Source organism: Streptomyces sp. NPDC026538, from assembly GCF_055567535.1.
The window spans coordinates 233,941-258,839 of record NZ_JBVHQG010000008.1; the positions used below are offsets into that span (position 1 = coordinate 233,941).

Genomic DNA, 24,899 nt, shown 5'->3' on the forward strand with positions numbered 1-24,899 from the left:
GCCCACGATCCGCCGCACCCGCCTTCCGCTCCCTTCCGCCTGAATTCACCGTGCCTGCGCGCCCATCGCGTCGATCGTATTGATCGCATGGTGCGCCCCTTGAATTCCGGTGTGCCCGTAAAACTCGCAACAGGAGTTCCGTATGCCCGCCGCGCCCTTGAAATTCGCCTACTGGGTCCCCAATGTCAGCGGAGGACTCGTCACCAGCAAGATCGAGCAGCGCACCGACTGGGGGTACGACTACAACCGTGAACTCGCCGTGCTCGCCGAGAACAACGGCTTCGAGTACGCGCTCAGCCAGGTCCGCTACATGGCCAGCTACGACGCCGAGTACCAGCACGAGTCGACCGGCTTCAGCCTCGCGCTGCTGCTCGCCACCGAGCGCCTGAAGGTGATCGCCGCCGTCCACCCCGGCCTCTGGCATCCGGGTGTGCTCGCCAAGTTCGGTGCCACCGCCGATCACCTCTCGAACGGCCGGTTCGCCGTGAACGTCGTGTCGGGCTGGTTCAAGGGGGAGTTCACCGCGCTCGGCGAGCCCTGGCTGGAGCACGACGAGCGCTACCGCCGGGCCGAGGAGTTCATCCGCGCCCTGCGCCAGGTCTGGACCGAGGACCACACCGAACTCGCCGGCGACTTCTACCGGTTGCGGGACTTCTCCCTCAAGCCCAAGCCGCTCAACACCCCCGAGCGCCCGCACCCCGAGATCTTCCAGGGCGGGAACTCCACCGCCGCGCGCGCCATGGCCGGCCGCGTCTCCGACTGGTACTTCTCCAACGGCAAGGACTTCGACGGGGTGACCGAGCAGATCAACGACGTCCGCAAGTCCGCCGCCGCAACAGGCCGTACGCCACCGAGGTTCGGTCTCAACGGCTTCCTCATCGCCCGTGACACCGAGGCCGAGGCCCGCGACACCCTCCGCGAGATCATCGCCAAGGCCGACAGCGAGGCCGTCGAGGGCTTCGGAGCGGCTGTGCAGCAGGCCGGCCAGTCGAGCGCGGACGGCAAGGGCATGTGGCAGGACTCCACCTTCGAGGACCTCGTCCAGTACAACGACGGTTTCCGCACCGGGCTGATCGGCACCCCCGAGCAGATCGCCGAGCGCATCGTCGCCTACAAGCAACTCGGTGTCGACCTCTTTCTGCTCGGCTTCCTTCACTACCACGAGGAGGTCGAGTACTTCGGCAAGCGCGTGCTGCCCCTGGTCCGCGAACTGGAGGCCGGGCTCCCGGACCGCGCGCCCGAGCCCGCCCCGGCCCACGCCTGACCGTCCCCCGCCGGGCGCCCGTCCCGTACGGGTACCCGGGCTCCCAGAAAGAGGCACTCATGGCCACCGTCCTCTCCGTCTCCGGCAGCCCCTCCGCCTCCTCGCGCACCGCCCGGCTGCTGCGCCATCTGGACCAGCGGCTGATCGCCCACGGGCACGAGGTCATCCCGCTCGACATCCGCACCGTCCCCGCCGAGGCGCTGCTCGGAGCGGACTTCCGGCACCCGGCGATCGTCGAGGCGACCGAGCTGTTCGCCCGCGCCGACGGGGTCGTCGTCGGCACCCCGGTCTACAAGGCGTCGTACTCCGGTGTGCTCAAGGCCCTCCTTGACCTGCTCCCGCAGTACGCGCTCACCGGCAAGACCGTGCTGCCCCTGGCCACCGGCGGCTCCACCGCGCATGTCCTCGCCATCGACTACGCGCTCCGCCCGGTGCTCAGCTCCATGGGCGCCGCCCATATAGTCCAGGGCTGGTTCACCCTCGACAAGGACATCACCGTCCGGGAGGACGGCGCACTCGCCCTCGCACCGGCCGTCACCGAGGCGCTCCACCCGATCGTGGACCAGTTCTCGGCCGCGCTCGGCCGGCGGGCCGTCCTCGCCGCGGCGGGCTGAACCGATGACCGCGCATGTCATCACCGACGAGGCGGAGGCCCTCGCCGTCGCGGCGGCCCTGGCCGAGGAGTTCCGGTCAGGGGCGGCCGAGCGGGACGCCGAACGCCGCCTGCCCCGCGCCGAACTGGACCGCCTGTCGGCATCGGGCCTGCTGGCCGCGACCGTCCCCGCCGAGTACGGGGGAGCGGACATCGGCGCGCCGGCCCTCGCCGAGATCTTCCGGCTGCTCGGCTCGGCCGACGCGAGCCTCGCCCAGATTCCGCAGAGCCACTTCGTGTACGTCAACGTGATCCGCCGTCAGGGAACCGAGGATCAGCGGAAGTTCTTCTTCGCCGAGCTGCTCGCCGGCGGCCGTCTCGGGAACGCGCAGTCCGAGGCGGGGACCAAGCACGTCCAGGACATCCGGACCCGGCTGGAGCGCGCGGCCGACGGATCGTACGTGCTGCGGGGAGTCAAGCACTACTCCACCGGTGCCCTCTTCGCCGACTGGATCCCCGTACTCGCCCGCGCCGAGGACGACAACCTGCATGTCGCGTACGTCCCCCGGGACGCGCCCGGCCTGACCGTCGTCGACGACTGGGACGGCATGGGGCAGCGGACGACCGCCAGCGGGACGGTCCGGCTGGACGGCGTGCCCGTGCCGGCCGACCGGGTGCTGCCCCACCATCTGACCTTCCAGGGGCCGCAACTCCACGGAGCGGTGGCCCAGCTGCTGCATGCCGCCATCGACGTGGGGATCGCCGGGGCGGCGCTGGCCGAGGCGGCGGAGTTCGTGCGGACCAAGAGCCGGCCGTGGTTCGAGAGCGGCGCGGAGACCGCCGCCGAGGACCCGTTGCTGATCCAGCGGTTCGGTGAACTGGCCCTCCAGGCAAGGGCGTCCGAGGCGCTGCTGCGGGAGGGAGCCCGCGCCGTCGACGTGGCGGCCGCCCGGCTCACCGACGAGACGGCCGCCGAGGCGTCCATCGCCGTGGCCGCGGCGAAGGTGCAGGCGGCCGAGGCGGCCGTGGCCGTCGCCGGGGCACTCTTCGAGGTGTCCGGGACCCGCTCCGCGCTCAACTCCCTGAATCTGCACCGGTACTGGCGGGACGCCCGCACCCACACCCTGCACGATCCGCCGCGCTGGAAGCTCCAGCACATCGGCCGGTACGTGCTCAGCGGCACCCTGCCGCCCCGCCACGGCCTGCTGTGACGCCCCAGGGCCCCCTGTCGCTCGATCGGAGAAACCCCTCGTGTCCCTCACCTTTCACTGGTTCCTGCCCACCAACGGAGACAGCCGCCACGTCGTCGGCGGCGGTCACGGCACCCCGGCGACGGCCTCCGGCCGGGACCGGCCACCGACGGTCGCCTACCTGAGCCAGATCGCCAAGGCCGCGGAGGACCTCGGCTTCGCGGGGGCGCTCACCCCCACCGGCGCCTGGTGCGAGGACGCCTGGCTGACCACGGCCATGGTCAGCCAGCACACCGAACGGCTGAAGTTCCTGGTCGCCTTCCGGCCGGGCTTCGTCTCGCCCACGCTCGCCGCGCAGATGGCGTCCACGTTCCAGCGGCAGACCGGGGGACGGCTGCTGCTCAACGTGGTGACCGGGGGTGAGAGCCACGAGCAGCGGGCCTACGGCGACTTCCTCGACAAGGACGCGCGGTACCGCCGTACCGGAGAATTCCTGGAGGTCGTACGGAAGTTGTGGGAGGGAAAGACCGTCGACCTGGACGGCGAGCACCTTCGGGTCGAGGACGCGAAGCTGGCCCGGGTACCGGACCCGGTTCCCGAGGTGTACTTCGGGGGGTCCTCGCCGGTCGCAGGGGAGGTCGCCGCCCGGTACGTGGACGTGTACCTCACCTGGGGCGAGCCGCCGGCGCAGGTCGCCGAGAAGATCGCCTGGATCCGCAAGCTGGCGGCGGAGCAGGGGCGCACACTGCGGTTCGGGATCCGGCTGCACGTCATCACCCGGGACACCTCGGAGCAGGCCTGGGCCGAGGCGAACCGGCTGCTCGACGGGTTCGACCCGGAGACCGTGCGGTCGGTGCAGACCGGGCTCGCGCGCAGCGAGTCCGCGGGGCAGCAGCGGATGCTGGCGCTGCACGGCGGCCGACGGGACGCGCTGGAGATCCATCCCAACCTCTGGGCGGGCATCGGGCTGGTGCGCGGCGGCGCGGGCACCGCCCTGGTCGGCTCGCACGAGGAGGTCGCCGCGCGCATCAAGGAGTACGCGGCCCTCGGCATCGAGGAGTTCGTGCTGTCCGGGTATCCACATCTGGAGGAGGCGTACTGGTTCGGGGAAGGGGTGCTTCCCCGCCTGGCCGCGGAGGGGCTGTGGCGCCATCCCTTCGGGAGGAGCGACGCCCCGTCGGCACAGGTGCCGTTCGCGTCCTGACGGCCCTAGGCGTGCAGCACGGCGCGGGCGATGCCCGTGAGGTTGCCCTGTGCGGCGAGGATCTCCTTCCGGTCCGATCCGTCGAGGCCGGCCGCGTAGACGCTCCCGGCCAGGTCGGTCACATACATGTGGTCGCCGTCCGGGTCGAGGGCGATGCCGATGCCCTCCATGAGGTGGGTGAGAAGGATCTCGGACGTCCACCGGCCGTCCGGCGGATCGAGCGGGGAGCGGTTGACGGTGTTGCCCTTCGGCGGGTCCCCGCGGTCCGTCCAGTACAACGTCCGCTCATTGAGGTCGACTTCGAGGTCGATCGGTTCGGGCAGTTCCTCGAACAGCACCTCGACGTCGGTGCGCCGGGCCGCCGTCTGCCCGGCGGGCACGGCGAGTCCGGCCCGCAGGATCCTGCCGAGTCCCGCGTCGCTGGGGCCCTTCTGGGACCAGTAGAGGTTTCCGCCGACGGGATCGACGGCGACGCCCACGCACCAGTTGGTCTCGTCGCGGCTGTCCTCATCGCCCTGCCCGGCCTGTACGAGGGTCTCGATGTTCGAGCCGTCGAGGTCGCAGCGCATGACCCGCATGCCCTCGCGGTCACCCCAGTACAGCTTCCGGTCCGTGGCCTCCAGATGGAGTTGCTTCGGCGTGTGCGTGGCGCCCTCGGGGACGATCGTCGTCCGGTTGCCGCCGTCCAGGTCCACGCGCTCGATCGAGCCGTCGTTCTCCGACGGCACACCCATGTTCGTCCAGTAGATGTGCCCGGCCGACATGTCGACGGCCACCCCGTCGGGGATCCGGCACCCGGTGACGAGAACCTGCTTGTCGGAGCCGTCGGGGTTCACGGAGAACAGCCGGCCGCCGCCACTCGCCTCCAGCACGAACAGCCTTTCCCGGCCGCCCACCATGTTCCCGCCCGCCATGTTCCCGCCCATCACGTTCCCTCCTTCGCGTCCGGGGTGGCCGCCGTGTCGGTCGGACCCGACGGGTCGTGCTGCGCGCGCACGGCCAGCAGGGCCGAGAGCATGGCGTCACGCCGGCCGGCCAGGTCGTCGACCGAGTGGCCGTCAGCCTCCTTGAGGACACCGCTCACGATGGTCTCCTGGAGTTCGGGCGTGAACTCGGGGGTGCCCAACTTCTCCCAGGACTCGACCATCACCGGCATGAGGGTCTCCATGAAGTGCTGGATGCCGCCCGCGCCGCCCCCGAGGTGCCACAGCAGATGGGGACCCATGACGCCCCAACGCAGCCCCGGCCCCCAGGACACCGCGTCGTCGGAGTCCGCCACGTCGAGCACGCCCTCCTGGACCAGGTACACGACCTCCCGGTACAGCGCGGCCTGGATGCGGTTGGCGACGTGCCCGGGCAACTCCTTCTTCAGGTGGATCGGTTTCTTGCCGATCGAGGCGTAGAACTCCATGGCGTCACGGACCGTCTCCGGAGCGGTCCGCGTGCCGCCGACGACCTCGACCAGCGGCACGACGTGCGGGGGGTTGAAGGGGTGACCGACGACGGTCCGTTCCGGATGCCGGCACTCGGCCTGCATGACGCTCATCGTGATCGTCGACGAACTCGACGCGATGACGGCGTCCGGCGGTGCGGCATCGTCGATGTCGGCGAACAGCCTGACCTTGAGCTCCGGGCGTTCGGGGGCGTTCTCCTGCACGAAGTCCGCGTCCGAGACGGCCCGACGCATGTCCGTGGTGAAACCGAGGCGTTCGGGCGAGGCGCCGGGTGCGAGACCGATCGAGGCGGCCGTGTCCCACGCGCCTTCCACGTACGACCGCAGGCCCGCCTCCGCGGTCGGGGCCGGGTCGGTCGCCGTGACGTCGAAACCACGGACGAGATAGTGCGTCGCCCAGCTCGCACCGATCGTCCCGGTCCCGACGATCGCCACACGGTGGACGGGCCTGTGCGTTGCCATGAGTGATCACTGCTCCTGACGGTCCGAGAAGGGCGGTGTGCCTTAGGCAACCCTCGACCGACCGGAGGGCGGGCACATCGGGCCGCGCGCCCAGGTTTCCGACGCTTCCTTGGTACCGCGGCACATGGGGTGTTCCGTGTTGGTACCCGGACACCAAATCGGCGGGCAACGTGGTGTTCCGCGCCCAGTGGCTGTGCCCGCGCACCCTCCTAGCGTCGTTCGTACTGACTCCATCGGACCTCCGATCGGAAGGAACGGCAGATGAAGGCGGCACCGGGCGCACCGATCGGCCAGGGCCAGGCTCTCCCGAGCCCCAACGGCAACTCGTCCGGGATCGAACCGCCCGTGCTGGGCGGACCGGAGTACTCCGACTGCTTCCTTCTCGACAAGCTGCTCACGGACGAGCAGCGGGCCCTGAAGAAGAAGGTCCGCGAGTTCATGGACCAGGAGGTCATCCCGTCCGCGAACCGGCTGGCGAACGTCCACACCTTCCGTGACACCGAGAAGGTCCTGCTGGCCTCGCCCTTCTGTGTCGCCTGGGAGTCGATCGGCGCCGCCGTCGCCGGTTACGAGACAGCGCTGGCCTGCGCAAAGCAGCGCAAGCAGTTCGGGATGCCGCTGGCCGCGTTCCAGCTCATCCAGTACCGGCTGTCCCGGATGCTCGCGGACATCACCGACATGCTGTGCATGCAGTTCCGGCTGAGCCAGCTCCTCGACGAGGGCGAGTACTCGATGCCCCGGGTCGCGCTGGCCAAGATGCACTACACCGAACGGGCCCGGGCCATCCTCGCCGACGCCCGCGACGTGCTCGGCGGCAACGGGATCCTGCTCGACTACCACGTGGCCCGGCACCTGTGCGACATCGAGGCGATCGACACCTACGAGGGCACCGACACCGTGCAGGCGCTGATCGTCGGCCGCGACATCACCGGTTACAGCGCCTTCGTGCCCGTGGCGCCCGGCCACCACTGACCCGGCGCGTGCCGCGGCGCCCCGCCAGGGCGCTCACCCCCTCGGGGGCCGCGCGCGACCTGCCGAGGACACATCGAGGACAAGGAGTCGTCATGAGCAACACGCCCCTGCTGCAGGGACTGCACGTCGTCGACCTCGCGAGCTTCATAGCCGGGCCCGCCGCGGCCACCATCCTCGGCGACTTCGGCGCCGACGTCGTCAAGGTGGAACCACCGGGCTCCGGCGACGCCTACCGGTCGCTCAGCCGGATGCCACCGAACCCCCGTGTGGAGGGCGTCAACTACCCCTGGCAGCTGGACAACCGCAACAAGCGCAGCATCGCCCTCAACCTGAAGTCACCCGACGCCCGGGCCGTCCTGGAGCGGCTGGTGACCTGGGCGGACGTCCTGGTGACCAACTTCCCGCCGCACACCCGCGCCAAGCTGGGGCTGGAGTACGACGACCTGGCCCCGCTCAACGCCCGGCTGATCTACGCCGATGTCACCGGTTTCGGCGAGGGGGGCCCGGAGGCCCACCTGCCCGGGTTCGACGTGACCGCGTTCTGGGCGCGCAGTGGCCTCATGGACGTGACGCGCCAGCTCGACGCACCGCCGGCCATCAACGCGTTCGGATCGGGCGACCACCCGACGGCGATCAGTCTGTTCGCCGGGATCATGACCGCGCTGTACCGGCGGGAGCGGACCGGCGAGGGCGCACGTGTCACCGCGTCCCTGGTCGCCGAGGGCGCCTGGGCGGCGGGCATGTGGCTGCAGGCCGTACTGGTAGGCGGCAAGGCACCCCGTCCGATCGACCGGACCGACCCGCCGAACGCGCTCGCCAACACCTACCGCACCGCGGACGACCGCTGGCTGCTGCTGGCCTTCGCCAACGAGGACAAGCAGGTCCCCCTGTTCCTCCAGGCCATCGGACATCCCGAAGCCATCCAGAACCCGCACTACGCCGACTCGCAGAGCCGCCGCGCCCACGCCGCCGAGATCGTCGGCGTGCTGGACAAGACGTTCGCCGCCCGTCCGCTGGCCGAGTGGCGTGAGGTGCTCGACGCCGCCGGACTCACCTACGGAGTCGCCCAGACGATCGAGGAGTTCGCCCACGACCCCCAGCTCGTCGCCAACCGGATCCTTGTGCCGATCGACGACGGCAACACGGAACCGCACCTGACGATCGACAGCCCCGTGCGACTCGACCAGGAGCCGAAGGTGCCCCCGCGCCCGGCCCCCGACCTCGGCGAGCACACCGATTCGGTGCTCCACGACCTCGGCTTCGACACCGCCGGGATCGAGGAGCTGCGCAAGGCCGCGGCCGTCGGCTGAAACCGGGGTCCCACGGCGCGAGGGAACGTCACGGCCAGCAGCGTGAGGGACAGAAGGGAAACACGTCATGACCACGGACTCGAACACACCGACCGTACGGACCGAGGAGATCGACGGCATCTTCGTGATCACGATCGACCGGCCCCAGGCCCGTAACGCCATCGACGGGGCCACCGCACGGGCCCTCGCCGCCGCCGTCGACGAGCTCGAGGCCCACGAGGACCTCAGGGTCGGCATCCTCACCGGCGCCGGCGGTGTCTTCAGCGCGGGCATGGACCTCAAGGCCTTCGCGGCCGGAGACCTGCCCATCATCGAGGGCCGGGGCTTCGCCGGCATCACCCGCGCCAAGATCTCGACCCCGCTGATCGCCGCCGTCGAGGGCTACGCGCTGGGCGGCGGCACCGAGATGGCGCTCGCCTGCGACATGATCGTGGCCGCCCGGAACGCCACCTTCGGCCAGACCGAGGTCCGCTACGGCATCGTGCCGCCCGAAGGGGGCATGGTACGGCTGCCCGAGCGCATCCCGCACAACATCGCGCTCGAACTCCTGCTCACGGGCGAGTCGCTGCCCGCCGAGCGCGCCGAGCGGTTCGGCCTGGTCAACGAGCTCACCGAGCCGGGCCAGGCCCTGACGCGGGCCCTGGATCTGGCCAGCAGCATCGCGCTCAACGCACCCCTGGCCATCGAGGCCGTCAAGCGCGTCGTCAACGAACGGCGGGCCTTCAGCGAGCAGGACGCCATCGCCGACCAGGACCTGATCACCGCACCCGTGCTGGCCTCCCACGACGCCCAGGAGGGCGCACACGCCTTCGCGGAGCGACGCCAACCGCACTGGCAGGGCCGCTGATTCGGCAACAACCCCTGAGCGTGCGGCCACTTCAGTCCTTCAGTCCGCGCTCGTGCGCAGGAGCGCGGAGCCGAGGTACCGGACGGCGCGCAGAGCGATCTCCAGATCCGTGTGTTCTTTCTGTACCGGATGACCGATCATTTCCTCGGCTTTCCGGATGCGGTATTGCACGGTGTTCTTGTGCAGAATCTGCGCGGCGGCGGTGGCGGTGTAACTGCAGCCGCTGTCAAGGAAGATCTGAGCGGTCTCCCGGAGCCGCGCGCTGTTCTCGTCGTCGACGGCCAGCGGACCGAGAATGCACCACACCCAGGCGCGGATGTCGTCGATGTTCGTGGCCATCAGGGCGATGGGGGCGACGGTGGAGAACTCGGTGAACCGGGGGACCGGGTCGGCCACCGCCGCGAGTTCCTGCGCGCGCAGTGCCTGCCGGTGTGTGGTGCGGAATCCCTCGACGCCGTACCCCACGCTCCCGGCGCATATGTGCAGGGAGGGATCGGCGTGCTCCAGCACGTCCGACACCTCGCTCCACGGGACGACGCTGTTCGGGCCCAGCGGCAGCCAGGCCCAGGACACGATCGCGTCCCGGGGGACGAACAGCGGCCTGGAGGTGCAGCCGATCCGCTGGGCGATCTCGTCGGTGATCCGGTGCAGCCGGGCGAGTCCGGCACCCTCGTCGGTCAGGGTGGGCAGCCACGCCACCAGCCCGAGATGATTCTGCCGAAGCCGGTAACCGAGCGAGGGTTCCACCCAGTTGAGGTCGACGTCGCTCGCGGCGAGGATGTCGCGCACGCGGGCGGCGCGCGCCGCGGTCTGACTGAGCAGCCAGTTGTCCCGTTCATGTTGGTAGATCGCGATGACCTGCTCGGTGACCCGGTCGATGTAACCGAAGCTCACGTGCAGCATGCGCCGGTTGGTCGTGACGGCCAGCTCGTCGTCGGCGTTCTGCCGGTTGAGCTCGTCCAGACACCACTGCAGAAAACGCCAGTGCCCGATCCTGTAGGCCCTGATCAACGCACTGAGGGGAATGCCCCGCTGAGCCAGTCTCCTCGCGTACTCAAGCGCGGCCGCGGGCGCCTCCACCTTCTCCAGGGAGATGTCGTTCTCGAAGACATGCAAAAGCGTGCCGACGTTTTCCGTGACGCTCGCCTGCATCATTTTGACAATGGCCGAGTCGCCCCTGAGTTCCGCGATCTCGGCAAGAACATACTGCCCGATGTCGTTGCCGACCTCCGGGAGATGTGACCCTACGTTCGCCGCGACCACGGACAGTTGCCTTGCGGCTTCTGGATGCTCCGGAGTCATTCCTCAAAGCTACCCGCGGAATGTTCCAGCGGCACCAATTCAGGCCCCGGGGTCGTATCGCGGGCCCAGTGATTTCCGGGCGCCGCACGCCTAGCGTCGGCTCACATGAACCTCGCACACCACGTGGTCGACGGCGCTCGGACGTATCCGGACCGCCCCGTGCTCCGCCTCGGGGACGCCACCCTCTCCTACCGCATGCTGGACCGGCGGAGTGCGCGGACGGCGGAGCTGCTGCGCGATCGTGGCGTGCGGCCCGGCGACCGGGTCGCGATCATGCTGCCCAACGTGCCGGAGTTCGCCCTCGTGTACTACGGCGTACTCCGGGCCGGTGGCGTCGTCGTCCCGATGAATCCGCTGCTCAAGTCCCGCGAGGTCGCCTATCACCTCGGCGACTCGGGCGCCCGGCTGCTGTTCGCATGGCACGACTTCGCCGACGAGGCACGCGCCGGTGCGCGCCAGGCCGACGCGGAGGCGGTCGTCGTCGGTCCCGACTCGTTCGGCGAACTGCCGGACTCCGCCCCGCCGTCGGGGGACATGGTGGACCGTCATGACGACGACACCGCGGTCGTTCTCTACACCTCGGGGACGACCGGTCAGCCGAAGGGTGCCGAACTGACCCATGCCAACCTCGCCGGCAACTGCCACATCGTGGCCACCGAGCTGCTCGGTCTCACGGCCGAGGACGTGATCTTCGGCGGGCTGCCGCTGTTCCACGCCTTCGGGCAGACCTGCACCCTCAACGCCGCCGTGGCCTCCGGCGCGTGCCTCACGCTGCTGCCGCGCTTCGACGCGGCGCGGACCCTGGAGATCGTCGAGAAACACGGGGTGACGGTCTTCGCCGGGGTGCCGACGGTGTACAGCAGGCTGGTGCGGGAGCCCGGCAAGGAGGTCTACGACGTCTCCCGGCTGCGGGTGTGTCTCGCCGGCGGTGCCGAGTTGCCCGTCCAGGTGCAGCTCGACTTCCGGGCCGCGTTCGGCTGCGCCGTACTCGAGGGTTACGGGCTGTCGGAGACCTCGCCGGTCGTCGCGGCCAACACCCTGCGGGCCGGACCCAGGCCCGGGTCGGTCGGCGTCCCGATCCCGGGTGTCGAGGTGCGCGTGGTCGACGCCGACACCGGCCGGGAGGTACCGCGGGGGGAGGCCGGCGAGATCGCGGTCCGCGGGCCCAACGTGATGAAGGGGTACTGGAGGCGCCCCGCGGAGACGGCCGCCGCGATCAGGGACGGCTGGTTCCGCACCGGCGACCTCGGCCGGCTGGACCAGGACGGGTACCTCTGGATCGTCGGACGGCAGAAGGACGTGATCATCCGGGGCGGGTACAACGTGTACCCCCGCGAGATCGAAGGTGTGCTGTACGAGCACCCGGCGGTCGCCGACGCGGCGGTCGTCGGCATCCCCAGCCCCGATCTGGGCGAGGAGGTGGGCGCGGCGGTCGTGCTCCGGCCGGGGGCCCGGACGACCGCCGAGGAACTGCGTACGTACGTCAAGGGGCGGGTCGCCGCCTACAAGTACCCGCGGAAGGTGTGGCTCGTGGACGCCCTGCCCAAGGGACCCACCGGCAAGATCCTCAAGAAGGAGATCGTTCCGCCGTCCGGCGTCCTCGACGCGCCGGGCCGGCCTCGAACACCGCGATCACATGAAGGGGCAAGTGATCCGAGGTGATCGAGCGGTCCGTGCCCGGTCGGTGTGGCGCCGGGCTCGAACCGGTCCCGCGGCCCTCTGCCCGGCGCGCCGAAACCTGGGGAGTGATCGTCGCCCGGACCCCCGACGGCCGGTGGACCAACTGGTCCATCTCCCGGATCATGATGATCGACGGCCGGCACATGACCGGACTGGTACTGCCCGGCCAGCACCTCGGCATGATCTGGCGCGAGTGGGAGGCCCTCGGCCGGCCGATGCCCTACGCCCTGTTCCAGGGCGGTGACCCCGGCGCCGCCGTCGTCGGAGGCATGACCGTACCCACCGAGGTCGACGAGGGTGCCTACCTCGGCGCACCGCTCGGCCGCCCCGTCGACGTCGTCAAGTGCGAGACCGACGACCTCGAGGTACCGGCCTCCGCCGAGGTCGTCATCGAGGGGTACCCGTCCGCGACGCGGGACGCGGTCGAGCGTCCGTTCGCCGAGTTCCACGGCTGTCCCTCGTCCACCGGAACGGTCGGGACCGTGGCCCGCAGCAGGGAGCGGGAGGCGTTGCGGACGATCATCCGCAACCAGGCGCCGACCGCCCCCGGATCGCGGACGTCGCCGATCCGCCGCAGCGCGGTCAGAGCCGCCTCCTGCAGGACGTCCTCGGCGTCCGGGCCCGGTCCCAGGATGCTCAGCGCCACCGCGCGCATGCCCGCACGATGGCGTTCGAGCAGCAGGCCGAGGGCGGCCACCTCGCCGCCCTGCGCGGCAAGGGTGAGCGCCGCGTCCTCGGCGAGCGCGGCCTCGGCGGTCTCCCTGATCATGCGGGCCGCCCGGTGCCGGCGGAGCGCGCCGAACCGGCGGGGGTGTCCGCCGCGGGCGAGGCGTCGGTGTCTGCGGCGGTCCGCCGCGGGAAGACCACGCGGAGGCTCCGGACCCTTCTGTCGGGTTCGCGGATCATGAGCCAGGCGAGGTTCGCGGGGCAGGGATTCGGGATGCCGTCGGGGTTGGCGGTCGTCATTTCCCAGATGGTGATGTCCGGACTGGCCACCACGTGGCGCAGGTGCTGGGTGATCCCGCTCCGCCGGGTCCGCTCCATGGCCGGGAAGGGGTGGCAGCGTTCGCCCGGCGTGCGGAGTCCGGGCGGCCCCGGAGGGGGGTTGCTCCGCAGCCGCTCGGTGAACCGACGCGGACTAGATGCAGGGCGAGACTCAAAGTTCGACGGCTGAAGTGTGACCCTCGGCACAGCGTGGTTCCGGTGGCCAGGCGACGGCCCGGAAGGTGCCGCTGGGGCCCGGCGGATGCGTCCGCTGTCCTGTTGACCGGTGAGACGCGTGCGGGGTCACGGCTGGACGGCCTGGCGTCCGACGCTACGGCGGATCGCGTAACGGCCTTACACCTGCGCCGTGTTGATCGGTCTTCTCGGGGTCCCCGGGTCCGTCGCGGAGTCAGTCAGGGGGCACGGCTCCGTCCCCCGGATGTTCGCGGGCCCGCGCCTGCGGAGCCGCCTATGGCATGCAATTGGCTCTGTTCGTAGGGCTGTTCCGCCTGCCGACAGCACTACCACCGGTGTTTCCGCGCCCGTTGACGCTTGCCGATGTCGGCCGCCGCGCCCGGTGCGCGTCGCTTCCGCGGGCGGTCAGGAAGGCGGCCGCGGTGGCGATCGCGGCGAACGGGACGAGCGCGGTGCAGGCGCGCCGTGGTCGACTTCGGGGGCGGAGCCGGTCCCGTGAGGCCTGAGCCGGCCGCCCTGACCGCCGTGGGCGGGTCAGCCCTCGATCCAGCCGTGGTTCTTCGCGAACTGGGCCAGTGCGCCGCGGACCCGCACGATCTCCTCGGCGGTGAGCGTGGGCGCGGACGCGAGCAGCGTCTCGGTGACCTCGCGGGTGAACTCGTCGGCGCTCAGCAGATCGCAGAGCGAGTCGTCGTCAGGACCGAGCGTCCGGACGTCGGCTCCCCGGGCGAGCCGGACGCCGGACGCCTTCGGTCCGCGCTCGCCGCTCTCGATCTCGAACTCCACGGCCACGCCCGGGCGGACGTAGGACTCCGGCATCTGCATGTCGTTCACATGCAGGAAGACGTCCTCTCCGCCACCGTCCGGAGCGATGAACCCGTACCCGCGGGTGCTGTCGAACCGCACCACACGACCAGTAACCATGAGAAACCCCCAACCAAACCCGGACCACCTGCCCGGACACCTGGGCCAGATGGTAGCCAGGCCGGCCCGGGTCGGGCGACTACGCCACCGGCCGGTCGGGCGGGTGGCACCACCGGTGACGACCGTGACGTCGCGACAGGGGCGGACGCCGTGCGGTCCCCAGCCGGAACTCCGTGCACGAACACCGAAGTTGATATGGAAAGCTGTCGCCAGCCGTCGGTGTGCCAAGGGGGGCCGGGGCGGTCATCGAGAGGAGCGCACGTGACGCAGGACGGTAATCGCCTCGTGGAGATCGACACCAGCAAGCCGCATCCCGCGCGGATCTACGACTACCTGCTCGGCGGCAAGGACAACTACGAGGTGGACCGCAAGGCCGCTGACCAGCTCGCCGCCGTCGCGCCCGAGGTGTGGATCTCGGTGCGGGCCAACCGCGGCTTTCTGCAGCGCGCCGTCCGGCATGTCATCGACAGCGGGGTCCGCCAGATCCTCGACGTCGGCACCGGGCTGCCCACCTCGCCGAACGTGCACGAGATCGCCCAGAAGGCGGCCGCGGACGTCCGTGTCGCCTACGTCGACAACGATCCGATCGTGAAGGCGCACGCCGACGCGCTGCTCAACCGGGCCGGCACCACCAGCATCGTCCTCGCCGACCTGCGCGACCCGAAGTCCATCGTCGAGCACCCCGAGGTCCGCCGGATCATCGACTTCGACCAGCCCGTCGCCCTGTTCCTCGTCGCCATCCTGCACTTCATCCGCGACGCGGAGGAGCCCGAGCGGATCGTGGCCACCCTGCGCGACGCGCTCCCGGCCGGCAGCTTCCTGGTGCTCTCGCACGCCACGGACGACTTCGCCGACGACCGCAGCGAGGCCCAGGCCGTCTACAACAACGCGACCGCCACCATGAACCTGCGCCCCCGCCCCCGGATCGAGCAGTTCTTCGACGGCTTCGAGCTGGTCGAACCCGGCCTGATCCAGGTCCCGTTCTGGCGCCCGGACACCACCCCGCCGGAGGGCTCCCAGGAGATCGGCTTCTACGGCGGAGTGGCCGTCAAGAAGGGCTGACCCGCCCCCGGGGTGCCAGGCGCCGCGCCTGGTCTTCTTTTGACCTCCCCCACGGCCTTCGTGCTGGTCAGTGTGTCCTTGGTCGGAGCACGGAATCAGCCGAAGGCCGTGCCTCGTCCGGCGAATCCCCAAGTGAGTGATCAGGTTCGGTCATTGTCCGGCCCCCGGCGCAGAAGCCGTCGCGCCATCAGGTGCGTCCCGGCCGCGGCCGCCGTGGCCGCCGCAGCCGGCGCCGGCCCCTGCAGCGCCTCGCGTGAGCGTGTGGGACGGCAGGACACCGGCCCGCCGCAGCCGGCCGCGAGCCCACAGCGTGAAGGGGATGACCACCAGCGGTGAGGTGACCGCACCGGTCGTGTATCCACGGACGACGGCGGCCTGGGCCAGATGCGCCAGTGCGTGCAGCCCGAATCCGTTGAGAGCACCCTGATAGAAGCCGGAGCGTCCACCCGTGCGGTGCCCGTCGGCAGTTCCTGACACGGTGGGCTCCCCGGCAACGGGTCTCAGGTTGAGAGAGAAGCTCAGGACGCCGCGCGGCTTGTGTCAGACGAGGAACTCGGCCAGCGGGAAGGAGCGATGACGACGTGGCGGAACCAGATAGTTCTGCCGGTGGGTCGTGTTCAGGACCGAGTTGATGCCGGCGTGGGAACTGCGCGGTGCGACAGGGAGGGTCCTACCGGGATAGTGGCCGTCCATCGAGAGCCGAACGAGATTGAAGAACGCTGTCGTCGGCTGGAACTGAATGAAGTGCAAACCGGCCGCCGGCTTTTTGCTGTAGTGGTCTCCCGTCGGATCGGATGTGTAGTGGAACGGATTGTCCAGCGTGTCGAAATCGCCGCGCACGGGGATGGTCGTACCCGTGGGATAGGCCTTCCCGTAGTTGCTGGTCTGCGGCGACGTGGTGCTGTCCACCTCCGACATGCTCCCGGTGTGGCCGTACCCGTGGTACCGCTGGACCCCCTGTGCCACTTGGGCCTCACTCTGACCTGGCGGTTGGAGGGCGAGCGTACCCGGTGCGGGCGCGGGTGAGAGGCCGGGATGGAGCATGGCCTGGACGCGATCCGAGTACTGAGGGAAGTTCTGTTCGTACCAGGTCACCAGATCCTGGAACAGGTGCGAGAGATGCATGGTGGTCCCCTGCTTGAAGTACCCGTTGGGCCACTGATCGGTGAGGCCGGGCAGGGTCTCCAGATTGGCGATGACGCCAGGTCCCATATTCGAATCCAGGGTGGTAGCGAAGCCGAGGAAGCCCTGTGCCACTCGAGGAATCGACTTCGCACCGGGGATGTCGGCTGCCAGCGCCAGCTTGCTCGGCAGGCCCTGTTGCCCGTAGAAACCGCCCCCGGAGAATCCCTGGCGGATACTCGTCACCTTGAACAGGCTGCCCGCCCGGTTGCTTCCAGCCCCGAAAAGGGTGTTGCTGGCCGCTTTGATATAGGCGAGCGAGTCACTGCGGAGCAGCACGGCCACGTCGTTCTGTTCCAGGCGGACCGGTCCGAAGCCGGGCGGGGGCTGGTCGCTGGGGAACGTCCTGGCCTCCTGCACCGCATATACGGTACGGCCCTCCTTCTTGGAGGTCTCCAAATCGACCGGCAGATACGCAGGGTAGGAGGTTCCCGCTCTGAAGAAGTCCGACGTCTTTCCCAGGGTCGGGATGTAGTGGTGGAAGTAGGGAAGTCCCCAGGCTACCGTGATGCCCACTCCTGTGGGAGTGGGCGGGAACTGTCGTTCCAAATCCAGGAGGACGGACTCGAGGTGGTGCTGCGCCTCCTGCAACGCCTTGGCATTCGCCGACACATTCAGCCTTGCGGTAATGACATGATCGTGCAGGGCCGGCACCCGGACCGCAATCTTGCCATCGCTGCTCTTCACACCCGAGCCATTGACCATGACCACTTGCTCGTTCTGCAGGATATATTGTTCCTGGCTGGGCGGGCTGTCGGTGGCAGTGGGCCGGGATGGTGGTTCTGCAATGGTGTCGATCAACTCGTAGATGCCGGCGGATGCCAGAGCGGCACCGAAAGTGCCCGCTGTCCCTTGAAAGAGGCGTCGCCTACTCAGGATCCCGCGTGGTCGCCCCGTACGCTCGTTTTCGTCGCTGTCTTTCATGAAACGTATTCACCCTACTGGAGTAGACGTCCGCCATCAGCCGGCATCGAGGTCTGCGCGTCGGAGGAGGCAGGGGTTGAAACAGAAAGTGCGGACCGGCGCCCGATTAGCCTGGTGGGCTAATCGCCATCACCATCACCTTCGATGCCGCGATACAACCACACGCGGCCTGGGGCATTGAAGCCAACACGCGGCCTGGATTATTGAGCCAACACCGACCGGGCGCGGCTCAAAACCTATCGGCTCGTCCAGGACGAGCTTCCCCGCGGCCGCGTCTTCACCCCCTGGGCCGAGGCGAACCTCGCCCTCTTCGAATACGTCGACGGCTTTCGCAATCCCCGCCGCATCCAGAAAGGCTCGGTCATCTCAGTTCCGTCGAATTCGAGGAGAAGTACCACGCCGACCCGGCGACGACCGCCCCAGCATTTATGCCCCGCCGGCAGCGATTGGCTGCCGGAGACAGAAGGCACTCGGCGGCGATCAGGCCGATGTCCTACTTCCACAGGCCGAACTGCTCGACGCAGGCGTCGCCCGTGACCGGTCGCCCCTGGCAGGCGCCGCATTATGTGAAAGGCGTGGCCCCAAGGGGGGAGAGAGCCACACCAACTCCGAAGGCCGGACGCTCCATTGCTACCGGAACGGTCATGAGGTCAGCGGTTGCCGTCCGTGGAGCCGGCGGAGGTGGGGCCGAGGGCTGTGGGGCCGGCGGTGGTGTGCGTGGTGAGGTTTCGCCGTCCTGGGTCGCTTAGGACTCCTGACAAAAGTGCTGGGCTTGCCCTGGTCAGCGGTCGGTGTCGGGCACGAGGCCGCCGGGCAGCGGGGACGACAATTGTCGCTTTGTCACGAGGACTGGAACCGCCGTGGGTGACAGAAAGCCCGATAAGCCGGCGTATTTGAGGCCGGTCGTCACGACAGCGAGCGGGACCAGATCAACCGAGACGACGCCGACCATCCGCACTCCCGGGACCGGCGGGTGAGATTGTCCGCGCCCCGGCGCCGCTCGATCACAGCCCCCTATGGCTGAGTGGGTCCGGCTGACGGGACGCGTTGTCGGAGCAGGAGCAGCCCTGCGGGCCGCCACAGGGCGAAGGCCACGCCGAGGCCGAGCGGGATCTGCAGAAACTGCTGGATCACCGGAGGCCCGGGCTTGTCCCCCCGCCTGAGCGGGGCACTGCCCTGCGGATCGACGGTCACCGTGTAAGTGCCGCCTACCACCCAGTTCCAGCCCATGAGCCCGTTCTCCTCGAACGGAGCCAGCGGTGGGCCGTCGATGACGGTGACCGTGTAGCGGTGGACGCCCGGATCCATGCCGTCCCCGGCGGACCACTGAATCTGTCGGACCCTGACGTGTTCGGTACGCCCGTGCTGGTGCAGTGCCTGCTGCTCCAGCTCCAGGTTCTGCAGGATCAGCACCCCGAAAAGGCATACCGCACACAGCAGCCACCGGAGGTCCAAGTACCAGCACGTGCACAGGAACACGGAGCCGAGGAGGATCGCCAGCGCGCACAGCGCGTCGATCCACTGGGCGTGCGCGACGAAGGCTGTGCGCCCGATCAAACGCACGATCGCCCACAGCGCCAACGCCGCGCCGGTGCTTGCGGCGCCCACCAGCGCCCGCCGCCCCACGCCTGTCCGCCCTTTGCCTGCTTCCTCCGCGCTCACCCTCACCCCTGCTCTCGACGAGACCGCCGGCCTGGTGGTGCACGCATTCCAATGTATGGATTGTTCAACGATCCTTCAATAGGATGGTTCAACATCGAGTCGTCTGCTTCGCGGACGCGGAACCGCAACCAACCGAAGGGCTGCAGGAGATGAGCTGGTATCAGTTCGAACAGGTCGACGACCTCGGGCAGATCCTGTTCTGCGACGACCCCGCGCTGCAGCTCGAGTGCGTGCTGGGCGGCCTGGAGACCGCGGAAGGCACAGTCACCATCGATCCCGCACAGACGCCCCGCATGCCCACTGCCCTCTTCGAGTTCAGGCGTGCCGTGGGCGTGGGCCACTTCGGGTCCGTCGTGCCGAAGGGAGCCTCGCTCGACGAGATACCCGAGGAACCGCAGCTCGAAGGCGCCATCCTGTTCGGCATGAGGCGCCTACCGCCCGAGGTCTTCTGCGACCTGCCCTCGATCCCCGGATGGGAGCTGCACGAGATACCCGATGAACAGCCAAAACTGGCGCAGTGCTACGGATACACCTACTCCCGGCTGGAACTGCGGACGCCCGACGGTGAGATCTACTCCCGGACCTGGGTCCCGCACGACCCCGAGTGGGCAGCCGCCGCCCTGCGTCACGGCTACGTCGTGTGCCTGTGCGGCGTGGAACTGGGGATCCGCGCACCGTACGCGATGACCGACGCCCAGCACACCCCGCTCATGCGCTACGAGTCCTTCCGCCGCGGATGCGCGCTGGGCCTGACCATCGGCGGGCTCGTCGCCTACGTCGACCACCGCTGACGCGCAACACCGAGCCGGCACGCTTCGAGTACGAGCCGGGCCGCGACGCGGCGTCCGAGCGGGTCCTGCGGACGATGTGAGGTCGACGTACCGGCTGTGTGTCCCCGGTAGCGGGCGAGGCGGCCCGGCGATGGGCGATCACGTTCCTGACGGCACGATGAGTGCGCCACCGATCGATCTCTCGCACCCGCACACGCTCAGCCACGAGGACGGCATGACGGATGACGACTGTCGGCCACGGCCTTCAAATAGCGCGGCACTACAGGGCGAACGCCGTTTGACGCGGCACTAGCGCGTGTGCGACAGGGAGTTGTGCGCCCGGTCGCGCACGATCTCGGCCAGGCGGGCGGCCTGCTCATCCGCGGCTTGGGGTCCGTTGCCGGTCAGCAGGGAGTGGTCGGCGTCCCAGATCACCTTGGCGGCCGCGGGATTGAGGGTGAGGTTGACGTCGTAACCGGCCTCCTTGAGCGCCACGTCGACGTAGTAGGTCAGGCGCGTGCGCTCGCCGGGCACCTTGGGGTACTGGAACCCGAGCATCGCCCTTTCGCCGTACTTGGGCACGGTGGTGATCCGTGCCCCCTTGAAGGCATGGTCGAGATCGGTCGTGACCTCCCCGTCGCCGTCGACCCGGTAGCGCGCCGAAGTGAGGGCCACCGGGGCATGGCAGATGAGTGATATCGGGACGTCGGCCTCGCGCAGCGTGTGGAGCAACTCGCCCATCCACGGGTTGTCGTGGAAGTCGACCATCGGGGCGTGCCCGCCGGGCATGTGCACGAAGGCCAGGTCTGCCAGCGAGAAGCCGGACGCGGGATCGCGGTGCCGTTCGATCAGCTGCTGGATGGACAGGTACTCACGCTGGGGCAATGCCTCGAATCCGGTGACGACATCGCCTCGGATGGAGGTGGCCTCCGCGTCGGTCCTGGGAAGCGGGTCGGAGACCGGGATGCGGCCGAGAAGCCGGTGGGCCAGGGCGAGTTCGGTCTCACGACGCTTGAGGAGGTCCGGATTCTTCTGGCGCAGCTTCTCGGGGCTGAAGCGCTCGACTCCACGCTGCATGGTGGTGCGGGCGGTGGCGGGACCGAGGTTTCCGCCCGCCTGGAAGTTGAGAGCGAGCCCGTTGACGTCGAGCTGCGGCAGCTGTCCGTCCGGTGTGGCCAGGATGAAGTCGTAGTCGCGCTCGAACTCCGCCATCACGGCGGCGAGTTCGACGAGGAAGAACCCGGTCGGTATCCCCGGGTGGCCGACGGGCTCACTCAGCGGGAGCCGGCGCGCCGACGACAGGACGATCAGGGCCTTGGGCCGCGCGGGGGTGGATTCAGTCATGATCTTTCCTTTGCTCAGGAGTTGGTCAGAGGGGGGCTGTCACGCAGGCTCGGGGGCGGAGACCGATCCGGGGTGATCGGCGGCTGCCGTGGCTTTCACGGTGCGTCCGCCGCATGTCCGGCCGGCCTCCCGTCCCGAGAACGCGTGGGATCTGACGTCGAACCGGGTCCCACCTAACAGACCGGCGGCCTCTTCGAGGATAAGAGACCCTTGGTCTCTACGCAAGGGACCGCTGGTCTGTAACATGTGGATATGAACACGTTCCAGCGCGCCAGAAGCGAGGAGCAACGCGAAGTCCGCCGCCGGAGCATCCTGGAGACAGCGGCGACCATGCTCAGCGAGATGCCGGTCTCAGCCCTGAGCCTCAACGAGCTCAGCCGCCGCGTGGGACTGGCGAAGTCCAACGTCATGCGCTATTTCGAGTCGCGCGAGGCGGTCCTGCTGGACCTCCTGGAGAGCCTGACCCGCGATTTTCTGGCAGAGGTGGTCGATCAGCTGCCCGCCTGCGTCGACCGGACGGGTTCCGCGATCGCGAGAGCCGAGTCGGTGGCATCAGGTCTGGCCACATCGTTCGCGTCCCGGAAGATGCTCTGCGAATTGCTCAGCGCCCAGGCCGGCATCCTGGAGCACAACGTCTCCGCCGAGGTGGCCGCGAAATACAAGCGGGCGGCGCACGACGGTCTGGCCGGTCTGGCAGGCATGCTGCAGGAGGTCCTGCCCGAACTCGGCGAGCGAGAGGCCGCCGAAGCGGCCAGCATGACGATCGTTCTCGTCGGCGCGTTGTGGACGCACAGCCATCCGGCGGCGGCCGTGCGGGCCGCCTACGCCGCCGACCCGAGTCTCGTGTTCCTCCGTACGCCCTTCGCTGCGACGCTCGGACGTGCGATCACGATCTTCCTGATCGGCCTGATGGCCAATCCCGACCGGTGACCCCATCCGGACCGGCCGGGCGCGGGCTCAAGCGCTGTGCAACCGGAGGGGGTCGGCAAGCCCGATGCTCTTCGTGGCCTCCGCCGGAGAGACCTCGTCCGGCGGAGGCTGGTGAGCTGGTGAGCTGGTGAACCGGTGCCGGCGTGGGACGCGGCGCCCCGTCCTTCTCCCCTCCGTCTCTGAGCCGCCGGACACCCCCTAGGGCACCCCGAGTTCGAACAGCGCGTATCCCGCGTACGAGCCGGAGGCCAGGGCCGCGAGGCCCAGCACGAGGCACTGGCAGGGCGGGCCGACCCGGCGCAGCGCGACCGCGAGCGGCACGAACAGCGGGAAGGCGGGCAGCAGATAGCGCGAGACGTTCGCGAAGTACTGCTGGCTGCCCAGCACCAGCGCCAGGGTGAGCACCGTGTGCACGACCACCACCGCCGGCGGCCGCAGCCGGATCAGCAACGGCAGCAGTGCGAGGTCCAGCAGCACGACACCGACACCGATGACGTCCGCGAACGGGAGCGCGAACAGATAGCCGAAGTGGCCCACGGCGACCGACGTCAGGACGTCCAGAGTCTGCCTGCCGTAGTCGAACTCGTGCCCCCACGCGGCCGACTGGAGCCTGAAGTAGCCGCCGTAGTCGCCCATCCGGTGGCCCACCCAGCCGAGGTAGCCGAGCAGGCCCAGTGGGGCCACGAGCATCGCGGTCAGCGGACGGGCCACACCGTCCTCGCGGCGGCGCAGTGCGAGCAGCCCGGCCAGGGCGAGCGCGGCGATCAGGGCGGCGGCGGTGGGCCGGTTGAGCCCGGCCGCGAAGGTCAGCACACCGGCCGTCAGCCAGCGGCGGGTCAGTACCGCGTACAGGGCCCACGCGGCGATAGCCACGTACAGCGAGTCCGAGTAGACCGCCCACTCCACGCCGGAGCCCGGCCACACGGCCCAGAGTCCGGCCGCCGCCAGCCCCGCCCGACGGCCGCCGAACCACGCGGCGACGGCATGGATCCCCAGCGCCGCCACGAACGAGGCCACCACCGACACCAGCAGCCCGGCACCGAACGGGCCGAGACCGGTGGCCTCCATGACCAGCCGCATCAGCGCCGGGTACAGCGGGAAGAACGCGGCCGAGTTGCCCTGGAGGGTGATCAGGCCGGTGGCGCCGGGGACCGGGACCAGCGCGGGGTGGTAGCCGTGCAGGGCGATCTGCTGGTACCACCAGCCGTCCCAGGTGCCCAGCACGTCCCAGGTGCGCGCGCCGCCCCCGAAGCGCGGATGCTTCCTGCGGAAGTCCCCGGCCGAGTCCAGCAGATACATGAACGAGCCGAAGCCGATGAGCTTCAGGACCCCGTACACCGCGAGGACCGGGCCGTAACGGCGCAGCCACCGCCGGAGAACAGAGGTCTCCGGAGCACCCGGAGCGGGGGTCTCGGGCAGGACCGGGGGCGTGATGGTCACGAGTGTCGTCACAGGCATTTTCACGAGGCCGCGGACTCCGTCCGGTTCCGCCGGAGCGGCAACAGCGCCGGCATGAGGGCCAGATGGGCGGCGGCCAGTACGGCGAGTTCGGCGCGGTGCCCGGCGGCGGGCACGGTGTACCGCAGGGCGGCGAGCGAGCCGGCGGAGAGGGCCAGCCGGACGGCCAGGGCGGGCAGTGGAAGCGCGCCGAGGGCCGTCTGGGCGAGAGTCCAACAGGCAAGCAGCGAGAGGGAGTTGGCTACCTGCTCGCCGGTGACCGGGCGTACGGCCGCGTACAGCAGGAGATGCCCGAGAGCCGTGACGACCGCCGGTGTCGCGGACCGCCGTTCTCGCCGGGCCGTCGGCAGCGCGCCCCGGGCCAGTGCCCAGCCGACCCTCGCGACACCGCGCAGATCGGCCACCGCGGTGGACAGCAGCGCGACCCGGCTGTCCGGGTCGTCCACCCAGTCGACCGGCACCTCGTGGATGCGCAGCCCGGCCCGCTCGGCGACGACCAGCAACTCGGTGTCGAAGAACCAGCCGGAGTCCCGCACCAGCGGCAGCAGCCGCTCGGCGGCGTCCCGGCGTACCGCCTTGAAACCGCACTGCGCGTCCGAGAACCGGACCGAAAGGGTGCAGCGCAGCAGGACGTTGTAGCAGCGGGAGACGATCTCCCGCCGGGGGCCGCGCACCACTCGGGAGCCGGGCGTCAGCCGGGTGCCGATGGCCAGGTCGGAGTGGCCCGAGAGCAGGGGGGCGACGAGCGGCAGCAGCGCCGCGAGCCCGGTCGACAGGTCCACGTCGAGATAGGCGAGGACAGGTGCCCGCGATCGTGACCAGGCGGCCCGCAGCGCCCGGCCGCGCCCCTTCTCGGCCAGCCGTATCCACTCCACCTCGGGCAGTTCACCGGCGAGCCGGGCGGCGATCAGCGGGGTGGCGTCCGTGCTGGCGTTGTCGGCGACGGTGATACGGAAGGGGTACGGGAACGTCTCCCGCAGGTGGGCATGGAGCCGTCGCACGCTCGGCTCCAGGTCGGTCTCCTCGTTGAACACCGGCACGGCCAGGTCCAGGACCGGCTCGTCGTGGTAGGTCGGGAGTGGGGGAGCCGGGGTCGGCGAGGTGGCTTTGGGAGACATGAACTGAGTGCGTTTCATGATGTTTTTTCGCATTCGTACTCGTTCTCGGGGCGCGCCGAAGGCACACCCG

The 24,899-nt window shown here is 69.7% G+C and carries 22 protein-coding genes and 2 pseudogenes; 12 read left to right on the forward strand and 12 right to left on the reverse strand.

Features of this window, described 5'->3' with window-relative positions; translation table 11 throughout:
* Positions 1 to 142 precede the first annotated feature (142 nt).
* Genes sfnG through ACZ4N4_RS30625 form a run of 4 tightly spaced genes read left to right on the forward strand, consistent with a single transcriptional unit; the run spans position 143 to position 4,250 of the window.
* Complete coding sequence (gene sfnG / locus ACZ4N4_RS30610; RefSeq protein ID WP_467594794.1) at positions 143 to 1,264, forward strand: dimethylsulfone monooxygenase SfnG; 1,122 nt, start codon at positions 143 to 145, stop codon at positions 1,262 to 1,264.
* 59 nt (positions 1,265 to 1,323) lie between these two features.
* A complete protein-coding gene (gene ssuE, locus ACZ4N4_RS30615) occupies positions 1,324 to 1,878 on the forward strand; it encodes an NADPH-dependent FMN reductase (RefSeq protein ID WP_453564255.1) in 555 nt (184 codons plus the stop codon).
* A gap of 4 nt (positions 1,879 to 1,882) precedes the next feature.
* Complete coding sequence (locus ACZ4N4_RS30620) at positions 1,883 to 3,067, forward strand: SfnB family sulfur acquisition oxidoreductase (RefSeq protein ID WP_467594797.1); 1,185 nt, start codon at positions 1,883 to 1,885, stop codon at positions 3,065 to 3,067.
* 40 nt (positions 3,068 to 3,107) lie between these two features.
* Positions 3,108 to 4,250 (forward strand): LLM class flavin-dependent oxidoreductase, encoded by a 1,143-nt coding sequence (locus ACZ4N4_RS30625; protein WP_467594800.1) that lies wholly within the window; start codon positions 3,108 to 3,110, stop codon positions 4,248 to 4,250.
* A gap of 5 nt (positions 4,251 to 4,255) precedes the next feature.
* Here ACZ4N4_RS30625 and ACZ4N4_RS30630 read toward each other — a convergent pair whose 3' ends face one another.
* Both ACZ4N4_RS30630 and ACZ4N4_RS30635 read right to left on the reverse strand, forming a co-directional pair.
* Positions 4,256 to 5,176, reverse strand: coding sequence for a 3-hydroxyacyl-CoA dehydrogenase (locus ACZ4N4_RS30630; RefSeq protein WP_467594803.1), 921 nt, complete (start codon positions 5,174 to 5,176; stop codon positions 4,256 to 4,258).
* Positions 5,176 to 6,165: a 3-hydroxyacyl-CoA dehydrogenase NAD-binding domain-containing protein gene (locus ACZ4N4_RS30635; protein WP_467594806.1), complete on the reverse strand. Its 990-nt coding sequence runs from the start codon at positions 6,163 to 6,165 to the stop codon at positions 5,176 to 5,178. Before ACZ4N4_RS30635 ends, ACZ4N4_RS30630 begins: the two co-directional genes overlap by 1 nt.
* A gap of 261 nt (positions 6,166 to 6,426) precedes the next feature.
* Between ACZ4N4_RS30635 and ACZ4N4_RS30640 the strand changes: the two genes are divergently transcribed.
* From ACZ4N4_RS30640 to ACZ4N4_RS30650, 3 genes are all read left to right on the forward strand, one after another.
* The gene (locus ACZ4N4_RS30640) at positions 6,427 to 7,137 is read left to right on the forward strand and encodes an acyl-CoA dehydrogenase family protein (protein WP_467594808.1); all 711 of its coding nucleotides are present in this window, start codon (positions 6,427 to 6,429) and stop codon (positions 7,135 to 7,137) included.
* A 92-nt stretch (positions 7,138 to 7,229) separates the two neighbouring features.
* On the forward strand, positions 7,230 to 8,447 hold the full coding sequence (locus ACZ4N4_RS30645; RefSeq protein WP_467594810.1) for a CaiB/BaiF CoA transferase family protein: 1,218 nt from the start codon (positions 7,230 to 7,232) through the stop codon (positions 8,445 to 8,447).
* A gap of 67 nt (positions 8,448 to 8,514) precedes the next feature.
* Entirely contained in the window at positions 8,515 to 9,294 is a 780-nt protein-coding gene (locus ACZ4N4_RS30650; RefSeq protein WP_453564271.1) for a crotonase/enoyl-CoA hydratase family protein, read from the forward strand.
* A 39-nt stretch (positions 9,295 to 9,333) separates the two neighbouring features.
* Here ACZ4N4_RS30650 and ACZ4N4_RS30655 read toward each other — a convergent pair whose 3' ends face one another.
* Positions 9,334 to 10,596: a PucR family transcriptional regulator gene (locus ACZ4N4_RS30655; protein ID WP_467594812.1), complete on the reverse strand. Its 1,263-nt coding sequence runs from the start codon at positions 10,594 to 10,596 to the stop codon at positions 9,334 to 9,336.
* Between the two features lie 105 nt (positions 10,597 to 10,701).
* Between ACZ4N4_RS30655 and ACZ4N4_RS30660 the strand changes: the two genes are divergently transcribed.
* Positions 10,702 to 12,258: a long-chain-fatty-acid--CoA ligase gene (locus ACZ4N4_RS30660; protein ID WP_467594815.1), complete on the forward strand. Its 1,557-nt coding sequence runs from the start codon at positions 10,702 to 10,704 to the stop codon at positions 12,256 to 12,258.
* A gap of 83 nt (positions 12,259 to 12,341) precedes the next feature.
* Positions 12,342 to 12,683 (forward strand): annotated as a pseudogene (locus ACZ4N4_RS30665) (UbiD family decarboxylase domain-containing protein); the annotation flags it as partial.
* 50 nt (positions 12,684 to 12,733) lie between these two features.
* Here ACZ4N4_RS30665 and ACZ4N4_RS30670 read toward each other — a convergent pair.
* The 3 genes and pseudogenes from ACZ4N4_RS30670 to ACZ4N4_RS30680 form a co-directional block, all read right to left on the reverse strand.
* Positions 12,734 to 13,045 (reverse strand): annotated as a pseudogene (locus ACZ4N4_RS30670) (RNA polymerase sigma factor); the annotation flags it as partial.
* Positions 13,042 to 13,320 carry a hypothetical protein gene (locus tag ACZ4N4_RS30675; protein ID WP_467594817.1) on the reverse strand — a complete coding sequence of 93 codons (279 nt, stop codon included), beginning with the start codon at positions 13,318 to 13,320 and terminating at the stop codon, positions 13,042 to 13,044. The pseudogene ACZ4N4_RS30670 and the gene ACZ4N4_RS30675, both read right to left, overlap by 4 nt.
* Before the next feature lie 669 nt (positions 13,321 to 13,989).
* On the reverse strand, positions 13,990 to 14,379 hold the full coding sequence (locus ACZ4N4_RS30680; RefSeq protein ID WP_352221831.1) for a cold-shock protein: 390 nt from the start codon (positions 14,377 to 14,379) through the stop codon (positions 13,990 to 13,992).
* A gap of 261 nt (positions 14,380 to 14,640) precedes the next feature.
* On the opposite strand from ACZ4N4_RS30680, the gene ACZ4N4_RS30685 reads away from it, so the two are divergent.
* Entirely contained in the window at positions 14,641 to 15,441 is an 801-nt protein-coding gene (locus ACZ4N4_RS30685; protein ID WP_467594820.1) for an SAM-dependent methyltransferase, read from the forward strand.
* A 150-nt stretch (positions 15,442 to 15,591) separates the two neighbouring features.
* Here ACZ4N4_RS30685 and ACZ4N4_RS30690 read toward each other — a convergent pair whose 3' ends face one another.
* The 3 genes from ACZ4N4_RS30690 to ACZ4N4_RS30700 form a co-directional block, all read right to left on the reverse strand.
* Positions 15,592 to 15,918 (reverse strand): HXXEE domain-containing protein, encoded by a 327-nt coding sequence (locus ACZ4N4_RS30690; protein WP_467594822.1) that lies wholly within the window; start codon positions 15,916 to 15,918, stop codon positions 15,592 to 15,594.
* Between the two features lie 63 nt (positions 15,919 to 15,981).
* Complete coding sequence (locus ACZ4N4_RS30695) at positions 15,982 to 17,547, reverse strand: DUF7405 family protein (RefSeq protein WP_467594824.1); 1,566 nt, start codon at positions 17,545 to 17,547, stop codon at positions 15,982 to 15,984.
* Between the two features lie 1,014 nt (positions 17,548 to 18,561).
* A complete protein-coding gene (locus tag ACZ4N4_RS30700) occupies positions 18,562 to 19,209 on the reverse strand; it encodes a hypothetical protein (RefSeq protein WP_467594827.1) in 648 nt (215 codons plus the stop codon).
* Positions 19,210 to 19,358: 149 nt separating this feature from the next.
* Here ACZ4N4_RS30700 and ACZ4N4_RS30705 point away from each other — a divergent pair, with 149 nt between their 5' ends.
* On the forward strand, positions 19,359 to 20,000 hold the full coding sequence (locus tag ACZ4N4_RS30705; protein WP_467594830.1) for a hypothetical protein: 642 nt from the start codon (positions 19,359 to 19,361) through the stop codon (positions 19,998 to 20,000).
* A gap of 288 nt (positions 20,001 to 20,288) precedes the next feature.
* On the opposite strand, the gene ACZ4N4_RS30710 is transcribed toward ACZ4N4_RS30705, so the two are convergent.
* Positions 20,289 to 21,323, reverse strand: coding sequence for a type 1 glutamine amidotransferase family protein (locus ACZ4N4_RS30710; protein WP_467594833.1), 1,035 nt, complete (start codon positions 21,321 to 21,323; stop codon positions 20,289 to 20,291).
* Positions 21,324 to 21,575: 252 nt separating this feature from the next.
* Here ACZ4N4_RS30710 and ACZ4N4_RS30715 point away from each other — a divergent pair, with 252 nt between their 5' ends.
* Positions 21,576 to 22,253: a TetR/AcrR family transcriptional regulator gene (locus tag ACZ4N4_RS30715; RefSeq protein ID WP_467594836.1), complete on the forward strand. Its 678-nt coding sequence runs from the start codon at positions 21,576 to 21,578 to the stop codon at positions 22,251 to 22,253.
* Between the two features lie 198 nt (positions 22,254 to 22,451).
* Here ACZ4N4_RS30715 and ACZ4N4_RS30720 read toward each other — a convergent pair whose 3' ends face one another.
* Both ACZ4N4_RS30720 and ACZ4N4_RS30725 read right to left on the reverse strand, forming a co-directional pair.
* Positions 22,452 to 23,711 carry a hypothetical protein gene (locus tag ACZ4N4_RS30720; protein ID WP_467594839.1) on the reverse strand — a complete coding sequence of 420 codons (1,260 nt, stop codon included), beginning with the start codon at positions 23,709 to 23,711 and terminating at the stop codon, positions 22,452 to 22,454.
* Between the two features lie 2 nt (positions 23,712 to 23,713).
* Entirely contained in the window at positions 23,714 to 24,829 is a 1,116-nt protein-coding gene (locus tag ACZ4N4_RS30725) for a dolichyl-phosphate beta-glucosyltransferase (RefSeq protein ID WP_467594842.1), read from the reverse strand.
* Between the last annotated feature and the right edge of the window lie 70 nt (positions 24,830 to 24,899).

Bases quoted from the DNA above. Each gene is read 5' to 3' on its own strand.
- sfnG (WP_467594794.1), top strand. From the start codon at position 143: ATGCCCGCCGCGCCCTTGAAATTCGCCTACTGGGTCCCCAATGTCAGC.
- ssuE (WP_453564255.1), top strand. From the start codon at position 1,324: ATGGCCACCGTCCTCTCCGTCTCCGGCAGCCCCTCCGCCTCCTCGCGC.
- ACZ4N4_RS30620 (WP_467594797.1), top strand. From the start codon at position 1,883: ATGACCGCGCATGTCATCACCGACGAGGCGGAGGCCCTCGCCGTCGCG.
- ACZ4N4_RS30630 (WP_467594803.1), bottom strand. From the start codon at position 5,176: ATGGGCGGGAACATGGCGGGCGGGAACATGGTGGGCGGCCGGGAAAGG.
- ACZ4N4_RS30635 (WP_467594806.1), bottom strand. From the start codon at position 6,165: ATGGCAACGCACAGGCCCGTCCACCGTGTGGCGATCGTCGGGACCGGG.
- ACZ4N4_RS30640 (WP_467594808.1), top strand. From the start codon at position 6,427: ATGAAGGCGGCACCGGGCGCACCGATCGGCCAGGGCCAGGCTCTCCCG.
- ACZ4N4_RS30645 (WP_467594810.1), top strand. From the start codon at position 7,230: ATGAGCAACACGCCCCTGCTGCAGGGACTGCACGTCGTCGACCTCGCG.
- ACZ4N4_RS30650 (WP_453564271.1), top strand. From the start codon at position 8,515: ATGACCACGGACTCGAACACACCGACCGTACGGACCGAGGAGATCGAC.
- ACZ4N4_RS30655 (WP_467594812.1), bottom strand. From the start codon at position 10,596: ATGACTCCGGAGCATCCAGAAGCCGCAAGGCAACTGTCCGTGGTCGCG.
- ACZ4N4_RS30660 (WP_467594815.1), top strand. From the start codon at position 10,702: ATGAACCTCGCACACCACGTGGTCGACGGCGCTCGGACGTATCCGGAC.
- ACZ4N4_RS30675 (WP_467594817.1), bottom strand. From the start codon at position 13,320: ATGGAGCGGACCCGGCGGAGCGGGATCACCCAGCACCTGCGCCACGTG.
- ACZ4N4_RS30680 (WP_352221831.1), bottom strand. From the start codon at position 14,379: ATGGTTACTGGTCGTGTGGTGCGGTTCGACAGCACCCGCGGGTACGGG.
- ACZ4N4_RS30695 (WP_467594824.1), bottom strand. From the start codon at position 17,547: ATGAAAGACAGCGACGAAAACGAGCGTACGGGGCGACCACGCGGGATC.
- ACZ4N4_RS30705 (WP_467594830.1), top strand. From the start codon at position 19,359: ATGAGCTGGTATCAGTTCGAACAGGTCGACGACCTCGGGCAGATCCTG.
- ACZ4N4_RS30710 (WP_467594833.1), bottom strand. From the start codon at position 21,323: ATGACTGAATCCACCCCCGCGCGGCCCAAGGCCCTGATCGTCCTGTCG.
- ACZ4N4_RS30715 (WP_467594836.1), top strand. From the start codon at position 21,576: ATGAACACGTTCCAGCGCGCCAGAAGCGAGGAGCAACGCGAAGTCCGC.
- ACZ4N4_RS30720 (WP_467594839.1), bottom strand. From the start codon at position 23,711: ATGCCTGTGACGACACTCGTGACCATCACGCCCCCGGTCCTGCCCGAG.
- ACZ4N4_RS30725 (WP_467594842.1), bottom strand. From the start codon at position 24,829: ATGTCTCCCAAAGCCACCTCGCCGACCCCGGCTCCCCCACTCCCGACC.